The organism is Gulbenkiania mobilis, from assembly GCA_004346645.1.
Lineage (GTDB): Bacteria > Pseudomonadota > Gammaproteobacteria > Burkholderiales > Chromobacteriaceae > Gulbenkiania > Gulbenkiania mobilis.
In genome coordinates, this window is sequence record SMDA01000011.1 from 1 (window position 1) to 11,720 (window position 11,720).

The window sequence follows — 11,720 nt, forward strand, 5'->3', positions numbered from 1 at the left end:
TCAAAGATCAGGCCGGCGCCGTTGCGCTCAGCAGAGGAAGCGAACTATACCCACCTCACCAAACACCGTCAACCCCCATTTGCAGAAAATATTGCAGGCATAGCGCTTGCGGCATTCGAACTCCGCTGTTTGACCAGTGAAGAGCCCGGCCCTGTCCGATGTGACCGCGCTGTTGAGATAATGACGCCCCCCGCTCGGATAGGCCCTACAGGAGATGGAATGCCGCTCACATGGATTTTTGATCTGGATGACACCCTGCATGATGCAAGCTGGCAGGTCTTTCCCCATCTCAACCAGACGATGGCCCACTACATTGTCGAGCACCTGCAGATGGACGAGGCCACCGCGCACGCACTGCAACGCGATTACTGGCTGCGCTACGGCGCCACTCTGACCGGACTGATGCGCAACCATGGCGTGGACCCTCGGCACTTCCTGCATACGACCCATGCCCTACCGCTGCTGTGGGGCCTGCTGCGGCAGGACCATCTGCTGCGCAATGTGGTGCAACACTTGCCTGGTAGAAAGATCGTGTTCTCCAACGGCCCCCAGCATTATGTGGAAGGGGTGACTCGCCACCTGAAGCTGGACCGACACTTCTCCGCGCTTTACGGGGTGGACAGCGTAAACCTGATCCCCAAGCCCTATCGCAAAGCGTTCCGCCAGGTATTGCGGCGGGAGAGATTGGATCCGCGTTACTGCATCATGGTGGAGGACTCTTTGGCCAACCTTAGGAGCGCCAAAGCGCTGGGCATGCGCACGGTATGGATCAGCAAGACGCCACGCAAGCCAGGGTATGTGGATGTGAGGGTACCGTCGGTACGTGATCTGGTGAGGGGCTGTCGCAGCCTCTAGTCCCGCGTCTCCCACAGGAAAAAGATCAGACAGAGGGTGGCCGCCCACGGCCACAGGCGCGAAAGGAACTCGACCAAAGCGCTCATGTTTTCCAGATGGCCATAGCTCCAGCGGAAGTAGCGCAATGCCTCCCCCGCTTCGGGTGCCAGCGGCCAGAGTGCCGCCACGCCTTGGGCCGCACCGACCGCAGCCAGCGCCCCGACAGCCTGCCCCCGGCTGGCCAAACGCGTGAACAGCCAGACCAGGAACAGCCCTGCGGCCAACCCGGCCATCACGCTCGGGTTGATCCACTCGAAGAATGCGATCGGCTTGAGCAGCATGCCGGCGGCGACAATCTTGAGGAAGAAGGCCAAGACCAGCACGGTGAGGATGGTACGGGCAATATAGCGCCGGTCCCGCAGGAAGGCGGTGGCAAAGAGGAGCGTTGCAGTCAGGTTGAGCATGGCCCCGCCCGCTTCAATCAGCCACAGAAAGAGCAGCGGGTTTTCCAGCGGAGAGACATACGGCTGGGGCAAGCCTCCCGGATAGATCACCACACCGAACAGGGGAACGGCCGGGTTGAGCTGTGTGAGGAACCACACCACCAGTACCACCAGACCATAGTCGGCCGCAGCGGCTGGCGAGAAATAGCGATGGCGCCACTGCCATACCCGATGCCACACCCGTCTGAACAAAGGGCTGATGGCGAGCGTGGCCCCGGTGGCCGCACCAGCCAGGTTGTAGGCGATGTCGAGATTGGAGGCGACGCGCTCCGGCAGAAACTGCTGGCCGAATTCCACCGAAAAACTCGTCAGGGTCGACAAGAGCAGAGCCAGCAGCCAGCCCATCCACCGGGGCTTGAGCGTCAGCGCCAGCGCAAAGCCATACGGCACATACACCAGATAATTGACGATGTTGTCGAACAGCCGGAAATAGTAAGGCCAGGCGTAGGTGAGGAATTCCAGCAGCGGGCGACCACTGTATGCCCAGCCAGTAAAGGGATAGAAGCTGGTAAACACGATGACCACGAAGGTGATCAGCGCGACATAGTGCGGCAGGTGTGCCGGCCTGAGGCTCAGGGATGTGCCGGACGGATGCATGGCCGCAACGGAAGATGAAAAGGGGACATCCGGCAAGGATACCCAGCCGGAAATGCCCCCTGCAAGAGTGCCCTGCTGCGCCCGGTGGCACTGCAGGGCACCTCGCCTTACTTCAGCTTGACCTGAGACCAGACCTTGTTGAGCTCGCGCCGGTCCTTGGCGGTGAGGTCACGCAGCTGCTGGAGGCGGCCCACATCGCTGGCGCCCGGGAAGATGGCCGCCACCTTGGCGATTTCCGGCTTTACGAATGGCTTGGCTGCCTTGTTCGGGTTGCCGGAGCCCATCTCGTTGGTCAGGTCGGCGGCGTTCTTGCCATCGAGCATAAAGTTGATGAACTTGTAGGCAAGGTCCTTGCGCGGCGCATCCTTGAGCACGACGAAGTTGTCGAGCGAAAGGGTATTGCCTTCCTTCTGCAGAGAGAAGTTGAGGGTGAACGGACGCTTGGCCTTCTTGGCATCCTGCTGTGCCTGGAACATATCGTTGGAGTAGCCGAAGGCAACGTAGATGTTGCCGACCGTCAGCTCCTTGATGTAGCTCTGGTTGTTGAAGGCGGCCCAGTACGGCTTGGCCTTCAGGATCACGTCGCGCGCGGCATTCCAGTCGGCCGGGTTGGTGGTGTTGGCCGGCTTGCCCAAGTACATCAGCGCGGCAGACATCAGCTCGCGCTGGCTGTCGAGCACAGTGACTTTGCCCTTGATCTTGCCCAGCACGGCCGGATCGAAGATCAGCGCCCAGCTATTGGCCTTGTCGAGTACGCCTGCCTTCTTGAGCTGGGTCTCGTTGTAGCCCAGCAGCGTGGTGGTGAAGGAATACGGCACCGAGTAGACGTTGCCCTTGTCGAAGAAGCCGTTCATGTAGCCCGGGTCGATATTGCCCAGCGCGGTCAGCTGCTTCTTGTCGAGCGGCTGGGCCTTGCCCTGCTTGACCAGGGCCTCAACGGCAAAACCGGTGGGCACGACGATGTCGTAACCCTTGGCGCCTGCGGCCAGCTTGGCCAGCATCTCCTCGTTGTCCCCGTAGTAGTCCTGCACCAGCTTGCACTTGCAATAAGCCTCGAAGCGCTTGGCAGTGGCATCGGAGAGATAGTTGTTCCAGTTGTAGAGATGCAGCTCGTCGGCGGCAAATGCCTGGGCCGAAGCCACCAGGGCCAGCGACAGCAGAACCTTTTTCATGATTACCCTTTCACGTTCACGGCGATGTGTAGACACAGGACCTGGGCGCGCGGTGTTTTCAAGCCCGCTTGATTGGTGTGGCGCCAGGTTTTTCGGCCAACCCTGCAGGGGGTTAGCCGAAACGGGCGGGTCAGCCGTTGGCGCGCAAGGCGCTGGGCGAAACCCTGGATGCAATGACGATCAGCACCAGCGTGAGCAGCATCAGCAGGCTGGACACGGCGTTGACCTCTGGGGTGACCGCAATCTTGATCATGGAGTAGATCTCCAGGGGCAGGGTGGCGGCACCAACACCCGCAGTGAAGAAGGTGATCACGAAATCATCGATCGAAAGGGTAAAGGCCATCAGGGCACCGGCGATGATGCCGGGCATGATCACCGGCAGGGTGACGAGCCGGAAGGCCTGGAAGGGTGTGGCGCCCAGGTCGCGCGCGGCCTCGACCAGGCTCTCGTCCATACCCTGCATGCGGGCGCGGACGACGATGGCCACGAAGCCCACGCAGAAGGCGATGTGCGAGAGGATGATGGTGATCAGCCCCAGCTCCAGAATACCCAAGAGCTGGTTGACGATAACGAAGAAGATGACTAGCGACACCCCCATCAGGAGTTCGGGAATCGCGATCGGTGTCAGCACCAGGAAGGGCAGGAAGCGCAGCTTGTACTTGTGCAGCGCGATGCCTGCCAGGGTCCCCAGCACTGTGGAAGCCAGACTGGAGACCACACCAATCATCAGCGAGTTGCCCGCAGCCGTCAGCATTTTCTCGTTGTGGAACAGCTTGCGGTACCAATCGAGCGTGAAGCCCACCCACTCCGCGTTCAGACGCGAGTCATTGAACGAGAACACCACCACGATCACCAGGGGCAGATAGAGGAACAGGTAGGTGAGGATGGCCGCTGCCCACAGCCACCAAGCGTTTTTCTTAGCCACGTTTGCGTCCTCCGCGTGCCACGGCCGCGCCCAGTGCGGCGATCAGCAGCACGCCGCCGGTCAGCATGATCGACAGCACCGACCCGAAGGGCCAGTCACGGGTGTCAAGGATTTGCTGCTTGATCAGGTTGCCGATCATGATCGAATCGGTACCGCCCAGGATGTCGGGGATGGCGAACATGCCCAGCGCAGGGATGAACACCAGCGCCGAGCCGGCAAAGACACCGGGCAGGCTCAGCGGCCAGGTTACACGCCAGAAGCGCTGCCAAGCATTGGCCCCCAAGTCCTGCGCGGCATCGAGCAAGGCCATGTCATGCTTTTCGAGGTTGGCATACAGCGGCAGCACCATGAACGGCAGGTGCACGTACACCATGCCCACGATCACCGCGAACGGTGTGAACAGTAGCTGTATCGGTTCAAAGCCCAGCCCGGTCACCAGCCAGTTCACTGCACGCGTGAAGGCCGACTGCGGCCCCAGGATAATCATCCAGGCATAGATGCGGATCAGGAAGTTGGACCAGAAGGGCAGGATGACCAGCAGCAGCATCAGGTCACGGTAGCGCTTGGGACTGCGGGCAATCAGCCAGGCCAGCGGATAAGCCATAAGAATGCAGGCCAGCGTGGTAGCCAGCGCGTATCCGGCGGACTTGATGAAGAGGTCGAAGTAGAGGGCATCCTCTGTCAGGCGCTGAAAGTTCTCCAGCGTGAGGTCCCACACCACCTTGCCGTCTTCCACAGAGTACATCGGTGCCAGACCGCCGTAGTCGCCCGGATAACGGAAGGCGGCCACGACCATGATCAGCGTCGGTACCAGGAAGAACAGCACCATGTAGACCAGCGGGGGCCAGGAGAGCACCCACTTGCCGATGCGTTGTTGCAGCGTCATGCCGCTTACTCCGTGAGGAAGCTGCCGGCGTCAAAGCGCCAGGCAATCTCGACCAGATCGTGGTCATCGAAGAACTTGGCCACACCCGGGATATTGTTGGGCAGCATGGCCTCCACCAGCACGCCCTCGCCCACCTCCACGATGTAGATGGTCACGTCGCCCATGTAGAGACAGTCGTGTACCCGGCCTTTGAAGTAGGCCTCGTCGGGCAGATCGGGCAGCTCCTTGTCGAGCTTGATCTTTTCCGGGCGCAACGCCAGCCAGCCGGCCTGTCCGGACACCACGCCGGGCACTGTGGAGCACTTCACGTCGCCACAGCCCTTGATGGAAACGACCATCGTGGCGCCTTCGACCGCCTTGACGGTGCCTTCGAGCACGTTGCACTGGCCGATGAAGTCGGCCACGAAACGGTTCTTGGGGTGGCTGTAGATACGCTCCGGTATGTCGAGCTGTTCCACTTGGCCGTGGCTCATCACGGCAATGCGATGGGACAGCGCCAACGCTTCACCCTGATCGTGGGTGACGTACACGAAGGTAATGCCCACTTCCTTCTGCAGGTTGATCAGCTCGATCTGCATCTGCTCGCGCAGCTTGGCATCCAGCGCCGAGAGCGGTTCGTCGAGCAGAAGCAGGCGGGGGCGGTCCACCAGCGCACGGGCAATGGCCACCCGCTGGCGCTGGCCGCCGGACATCTCGTGCGGATAACGTTGGCCGAACTGGGTCAGGCGCACGTCCTCGAGCAGCTCGTCCACCTGACTGTCGATCTTCTTCCGGTCCCAGCCTGCCATCTTGAGCGGAAAGGCAATGTTCTCGCGCACCGTCATGTGCGGGAACAGGGCATAGCTCTGGAAAACCGTGTGCACTGGACGCTTTTCGGGCGGCACGCGCGACATGTCCAGGCCGTCGAGCAGGATGGCCCCGGAATCCGGCTGCTCGAAGCCCGCCAGCATGCGCAGCAGCGTGGTCTTGCCACAACCGGACGGGCCGAGGAGCGTGAAGAATTCGCCGGCTTCCACCGACAGGCTGACATCGTTTACAGCCGTGAAATCGCCGAAGCGTTTGACAACATTTCTGATTTCAAGAAGGGCCATCGTCGTTCCCGCCCGTAAAAAGGGCGCCATTTTATCAAAAAACCCCGCGCGGGGGACCCCGAAAAGCCTTGTAAATTCAAGACCTCAGCCATTCTTGCTGCAGCGCGGTCAAAAGAACTTCACCCGGGGCGGCAAGTGGCTCTTTTTTCAGGGAAAACCCTTCCCCACCTTAGTGTCCACGCACCAGCCCGCATGTGGATCAGCCCGGTTCGTACTGCCGGCCTGATGCATTCAGGCCACAGGCACCCATACGCCCTCATCATAAAAGCGGCGATAGCAGTCAAGCCATGGGCTTATATCATGACCCTGCGCGCGCAGCCATGCCGGGTCGAAATAACTGTTGAGATAACGGTTGCCGTCGTCACAGATGAGCGTGACCAGCGAGCCCGACTCACCAGCTGCGACCATTTCACTGATCAGCGTGCACACTCCGTAAAAATTGGTGCCGGTCGAGCCGCCGCACTTGCGCCCGAGCACCTCTTCCAGAAAATGCAGCGCTGCGTAAGTGGCCGTGTTAGGCACGCGGATGACGCGGTCCACCACCGAGGCGATGAACGATGGCTCCACACGGGGACGGCCGATGCCTTCCACCCCCGAGCTGCCTTGACAGCGGCAATCGGTCCGGCCCGAGTAATAGCTTTCGTGAAAAACCGAGTTCTCCGGATCCACCACGCATACCCGGGTCTTTTGCTTCTGATAACGCACATAGCGCCCGAAGGTTGCACTAGTACCGCCCGTTCCGGCACCGCAGACGATCCAGGCCGGCTCGGGATGAGGCTCGAGCGCCATCTGATGGAAAATGGTGTCGGCAATGTTGTTGTTGCCGCGCCAGTCGGTCGCCCGCTCCGCATAGGTGAACTGGTCCATGTAGTGCCCGCCCAGCGTTTCGGCCAACCTGCGCGATTCGTCGTAAATCGTGGAGGGGTCGTCCACCAAATGACATTGGCCACCGTAGAAGGTGATGGCACGGATCTTTTCTTCGGAGGTGCCGCGCGGCATCACGGCGATGAAGGGCAGCCCGAGCAGGCGGGCAAAGTAGGCTTCGGATACTGCGGTGCTACCGCTGGAGGCCTCAATGATTGGCGTGCCGGCACGGATCCAGCCATTGCACAGCGCATACAGGAAAAGCGAACGGGCCAGGCGATGCTTCAGGCTGCCGGTGGGGTGCGTCGACTCGTCCTTGAAGTAAAGCGAAAGGCCTGGAAACGCAGGCAGCGGCAGGGGAATGAGATGGGTGTCACTCGACCGGTTGAAATCGGCCTCGATGGTACGGATGGCCTGGGCAACCCACGTGTTCATGTGTCTTCTCCGGAAAAAGCGGATTTTAGGCCGGGAAAACAAAAGGCGCACCCGAAGGTGCGCCCTGCTCGTTCAGATTCGGGATGCCGATCAGAACTTGGTGCCGATACCCAGGCCAACCACCAGCGGGTTGATCTTCAGGGTGCCGAGGTTGGAGCCGTTCAGGCTGACGTCGGTCTTGATGAAGAGCTTCTTCACGTCGACGTTGACGAATACGTCCTTGGTGATGGCGTAGTCGGCACCCACCTGCAGTGCGCCGCCAAAGCTGTTCTTGTCGATCGACAGGTCAGCACCGCCAGCCTTCAGCCCGTCGTTGTAGAAACGGGTGTAGTTGATACCGGCACCCACGTACGGACGGAAGTTGGCTTCCGGAGTGAAGTGGTACTGCAGGGTAACGGTCGGCGGCAGGTGGCTGACCTTGCCCAGCGAACCCAGGGTGGACGTCACTTCGTGACGGGCGGTGCCCAGGATCAGCTCGGCGCCGATGTTGTTGGTCAGCATGTAGGTGAAGTCCAGTTCCGGAACGGTCTGGTCATCTACGTCAACATGCAGAGCCGACAGGGTCTTGTCGGTCTTGACGTCCGGGTTGATATTGATCACGCGGAAACGGGCCAGAATGTCGCCTTGGGCGGCAAAAGCACTCGCGGATACCAGGCCGGCAACAAGAGCCAGAGCAAGCTTCTTCATCGTTTTGTTCTCCAGGATAGGACAGATGTACCGGCACCCATGCCCCGATTGACTTTGCAACCTTGCGGCAGTAGCGTGCCTCGACTGTCGGGAAGCTTACTGGAGCGACCCTGTTCAAACTTTGCGTTAGATCATGAAAGACACATGAAATACGTCGATCTCAGGGACTTCATGGCCCAGCTGGAAGCCACCGGCGAACTCAAGCGCATCCCCCAGCGGGTCTCGCCGAAACTCGAAATGACGGAAATCGGTGACCGTGTGCTGAAGGCGCAAGGGCCAGCCCTGCTTTTTGAAACGCCGCAGACCGAAAGCCACCGCTATGACATGCCGGTGCTGGCCAACCTTTTCGGCACGCCGCGCCGCGTTGCGCTGGGGATGGGCACCGACGACGTGGCGCAGTTGCGCGAGATTGGCCGCACACTGGCCTATCTCAAGGAACCGGAGCCGCCCCGTGGGCTGCGCGAGGCGTGGGACAAATTGCCGCTCTTGCGTCAGGTACTGTCCATGGCGCCCAAGGAAGTGAAGCGCGGCGTCTGCCAGAGCGTGGTGCTGGAAGGCAGCGAGGTAGACCTGACCCGTCTGCCGGTCCAGCACTGCTGGCCGGGGGATGTGGCGCCCTTGGTGACCTGGGGACTGACGGTGACGCGCGGCCCGCACAAGAAGCGTCAGAATCTGGGGATCTATCGTCAGCAGTTGATCGGGCGCAACCGTCTGATCATGCGTTGGCTGGCCCATCGGGGCGGCGCACTGGACTTTCGCGAACACACCCGTGCCCACCCCGGCGAGCCGTTTCCGGTATCGGTGGTACTTGGCTGTGACCCGGCCACCATCCTCGGGGCGGTCACACCGGTGCCCGACACGCTGTCGGAGTACCAGTTTGCCGGACTGCTGCGTGGCAGCCGCACCGAGCTGACGCGCTGCCTGGGCAACACCCTCTCGGTGCCGGCAACGGCAGAGATTGTGCTGGAAGGCGAGCTGAGCCCGTGCGCTACAGGCTTTGAGGGCGTGAGCGAACATGGCATTCCACTCAAGGAAAAAGACGGCTACCTGCATGCGCTGGAAGGGCCATACGGCGATCACACCGGCTACTACAACGAGCAGGACTGGTTTCCGGTGTTTACCGTGGAGCGGATCACGCACCGGCCAGACCCGGTTTACCACAGTACCTACACCGGCAAACCGCCTGACGAGCCGGCGATCCTGGGTGTGGCGCTGAACGAGGTGTTCGTGCCCATCCTGCAGAAGCAGTTTCCGGAAATCACCGACTTCTACCTGCCACCGGAAGGCTGCAGTTACCGGATGGCGGTGGTCAGTATCAGGAAGCAGTACCCTGGCCATGCCAAGCGGGTGATGCTGGGCGTATGGAGTTTCTTGCGGCAGTTCATGTACACCAAGTTCATTGTGGTGGTGGATGACGACGTGGACACCCGCTCGTGGCAGGAGGTGATCTGGGCGATCACCACTCGCATGGACCCGGTGCGCGACACCACGCTGATCGACCACACACCGATCGACTATCTGGACTTTGCCAGCCCGGTCTCTGGCCTGGGGGGCAAGATGGGTCTGGACGCCACCAACAAATGGCCGGGCGAGACCAGCCGTGAATGGGGGGTGCCCATCGTGATGGACAGCGCCGTCAAGGCGCGGGTAGACGATCTGTGGCAGACGCTCGGCCTGTAAGCCGACAGACAGGCTGTATCGACTCAAGCGGTGGTATCATCGCGCCCACTTCAACAGGAGACCTCTCATGAGCGTACGCAACCCGCACTCGCCCAACCGGCTCAAGCGCCTGAAGCCCCGTCAGCGCAAGAAGATGCACGTGGGCGAATTCAGCGAACTGGGCTTCCACCTCGTGGCCACCCTGGCCGAAAGCAAGCCTGCGGAAGCGCTGGATGCGCTGCTGGACGCCTGGCTGACCGAAGTGGACCGTCATGGAGTGAGCTTTGGCGGCCATTTCGACGGCCGCTCGCACCTGGAAGGCGTGGTCTTCCCCGTGGGGGACACCAAGGTCAGCGAGGAAGTGCGCGCCGCACTGGTGGGCTGGCTGGGACAGCGTGAGGAAGTGGAAAACGTCGAGGCCGGTGAACTGATCGATCTGTGGCACAGCCAGTACTGATCTGCTACGGCAAACGACTGAGCAAACCGGCCCGCGTGGCCGGTTTTTTCTTGGCTGTTCGCTCAGTAGCGCACGGTGGCACGGCCGAACGCGGCCAGTTCTTCCTGTATCACGGGTTGCAGGCGGGCCTGCAGGCTGTTGAGCCATTGGGCAGCCTGCCCCGCTTCGGGCACACGCGCCCAGTCAGCGGCCATCTCCCTGGCAAGACAACCTTGGGCCTGCGTAGTGTCGTGCGCATAGGTCACCCAATCGGCACAGGCGCGGCGGGTGATTCGGCCAACCTTGTCCTCCCATGGCGCCCAGCCGGTAAGCAGACGCGCATTGTGGAAGCACTGAGAGCGCCATAACACCTGCTGACTGCGCCCTAGGGCGAAGAAGCAGCGCAGCACGCCGGGGACGGCTGCCATTGGCAGCCAGCAAATGGGCCAGAACATGGACACCTCCTTTTGTGCATCGCACAAAATCTATACCCTTGCCCGTCATTTGCAAAGCCCGGAGGTCGCAGGCAGGCTAGCGCGTGGCTGACTCGCGGCTCGAAAAGGTATCGCAGCTGCGAATCTGCCCGGTCTGCAGACCCGTACGGAACCACTGCAAGCGCTGGGCGGAGGTGCCATGGGTGAAAGAGTCGGGCACGGCGTACCCCTGGGCCTGTTTTTGCAATGTGTCGTCGCCGATGGCCTGCGCTGCGGCAAACGCCTCTTCGGCATCGCCAGGATCCAGGAGCTTGCGCTGGGCGGCATAATGACCCCACACACCGGCCAGACAGTCGGCCTGGAGCTCCTGCCGGACCGAGAGTGCGTTGCGCCCGGCCTTGCCCTGTGCCTGGCCGGCCTGCTGCACCTGTTGGGAAATGCCGGTGAGCGTTTGCACGTGGTGACCGATCTCATGCGCGATCACGTAGGCGTTGGCGAAGTCGCCGGGCGCCTTGAAGCGTCCCGACAGCTCGTCAAAGAAGGCAAGATCCAGATACACCTGCCGGTCGGCCGGACAGTAAAAAGGCCCGACGGCGGAGGTGGCCCGTCCGCAAGCGGACTCCACCTGTCCCCGGAACACTACCAGTCGCGGCGGCTGGTACTGGGCATTGAGCTGCTCTGCAAATACCTTCTGCCAGGTATCCTCGGTATCGCCCACGACCGACCGGACAAAACGCATCGCCGGGTCGTTGGGGTCGGTTGGGGTCTGCTGCTGGGCAACCGGCTGCCCGCCGCCGCTCATCGAGAGCAGGTCCAGCGGATTGACGCCCAGCAGCAGGCTGATGCCGATGACCGCCAGCGTGCCGACGATGCCCAGCCCGCCGCCAATAAGCGGCAGACCCCCTCCACCCCGGCGGTCTTCGACATTGCTGCTCTCGCGCATCTGGTCCCAACGCATGCCACTCTCCCTGCAAGTATCCGCCTTGGCCGAAGCAACCAACGCGCCTGCCCCTGCCCTTGTGCTGATCGGGCCTGCGATGCAGCGGGCCAAGACGCAGGTCCGGGCCTGGCTTCGGCCAAGCAAGGAGCCGAACGCGGCCAGACCCGGAGGACAAGGAGAAAACACAGCGGATGCCTACGAAGCGCCAGGAAAGATACCCGCGCCGGAGCAGGCTCGCGGAAGGCGGTCCTCGTCCG

12 protein-coding genes are annotated in these 11,720 nt (G+C 61.6%); 3 read left to right on the plus strand and 9 right to left on the minus strand.

Annotation, left to right across the window (positions count from 1 at the left end; all coding sequences use genetic code 11):
* The first annotated feature begins 219 nt into the window (after positions 1-219).
* Positions 220-855 carry a pyrimidine 5'-nucleotidase gene (locus EV669_RS13115; protein WP_054286146.1) on the plus strand — a complete coding sequence of 212 codons (636 nt, stop codon included), beginning with the start codon at positions 220-222 and terminating at the stop codon, positions 853-855.
* On the opposite strand, the gene EV669_RS13120 is transcribed toward EV669_RS13115, so the two are convergent.
* From EV669_RS13120 to EV669_RS13150, 7 genes are all read right to left on the minus strand, one after another.
* On the minus strand, positions 852-1,934 hold the full coding sequence (locus EV669_RS13120; RefSeq protein ID WP_132098928.1) for a VanZ family protein: 1,083 nt from the start codon (positions 1,932-1,934) through the stop codon (positions 852-854). The genes EV669_RS13115 and EV669_RS13120 overlap by 4 nt on opposite strands.
* A gap of 107 nt (positions 1,935-2,041) precedes the next feature.
* A complete protein-coding gene (locus EV669_RS13125; RefSeq protein WP_055434033.1) occupies positions 2,042-3,106 on the minus strand; it encodes an ABC transporter substrate-binding protein in 1,065 nt (354 codons plus the stop codon).
* Between the two features lie 130 nt (positions 3,107-3,236).
* Positions 3,237-4,031, minus strand: coding sequence for an ABC transporter permease (locus tag EV669_RS13130; protein ID WP_054286149.1), 795 nt, complete (start codon positions 4,029-4,031; stop codon positions 3,237-3,239).
* Positions 4,024-4,917, minus strand: a complete 894-nt coding sequence (locus EV669_RS13135; RefSeq protein ID WP_162838301.1) for an ABC transporter permease — start codon at positions 4,915-4,917, stop codon at positions 4,024-4,026. The genes EV669_RS13130 and EV669_RS13135 overlap by 8 nt, the downstream gene beginning before the upstream one ends.
* A 5-nt stretch (positions 4,918-4,922) precedes the next feature.
* The gene (locus EV669_RS13140) at positions 4,923-6,008 is read right to left on the minus strand and encodes an ABC transporter ATP-binding protein (RefSeq protein WP_132098929.1); all 1,086 of its coding nucleotides are present in this window, start codon (positions 6,006-6,008) and stop codon (positions 4,923-4,925) included.
* A 231-nt stretch (positions 6,009-6,239) separates the two neighbouring features.
* Positions 6,240-7,307, minus strand: coding sequence for a PLP-dependent cysteine synthase family protein (locus EV669_RS13145; RefSeq protein WP_054286151.1), 1,068 nt, complete (start codon positions 7,305-7,307; stop codon positions 6,240-6,242).
* A gap of 90 nt (positions 7,308-7,397) precedes the next feature.
* Positions 7,398-7,994, minus strand: a complete 597-nt coding sequence (locus EV669_RS13150; RefSeq protein ID WP_055434032.1) for an OmpW/AlkL family protein — start codon at positions 7,992-7,994, stop codon at positions 7,398-7,400.
* Positions 7,995-8,138: 144 nt separating this feature from the next.
* On the opposite strand from EV669_RS13150, the gene ubiD reads away from it, so the two are divergent.
* Positions 8,139-9,674 (plus strand): 4-hydroxy-3-polyprenylbenzoate decarboxylase, encoded by a 1,536-nt coding sequence (gene ubiD / locus EV669_RS13155; RefSeq protein WP_132098930.1) that lies wholly within the window; start codon positions 8,139-8,141, stop codon positions 9,672-9,674.
* A 67-nt stretch (positions 9,675-9,741) separates the two neighbouring features.
* Positions 9,742-10,110 carry a YggL 50S ribosome-binding family protein gene (locus EV669_RS13160; protein WP_132098931.1) on the plus strand — a complete coding sequence of 123 codons (369 nt, stop codon included), beginning with the start codon at positions 9,742-9,744 and terminating at the stop codon, positions 10,108-10,110.
* A 62-nt stretch (positions 10,111-10,172) separates the two neighbouring features.
* On the opposite strand, the gene EV669_RS13165 is transcribed toward EV669_RS13160, so the two are convergent.
* Both EV669_RS13165 and ypfJ read right to left on the minus strand, forming a co-directional pair.
* Positions 10,173-10,544, minus strand: a complete 372-nt coding sequence (locus EV669_RS13165; RefSeq protein ID WP_132098932.1) for a hypothetical protein — start codon at positions 10,542-10,544, stop codon at positions 10,173-10,175.
* 76 nt (positions 10,545-10,620) lie between these two features.
* The gene (gene ypfJ / locus EV669_RS13170; RefSeq protein WP_132098933.1) at positions 10,621-11,481 is read right to left on the minus strand and encodes a KPN_02809 family neutral zinc metallopeptidase; all 861 of its coding nucleotides are present in this window, start codon (positions 11,479-11,481) and stop codon (positions 10,621-10,623) included.
* Positions 11,482-11,720 lie beyond the last annotated feature (239 nt).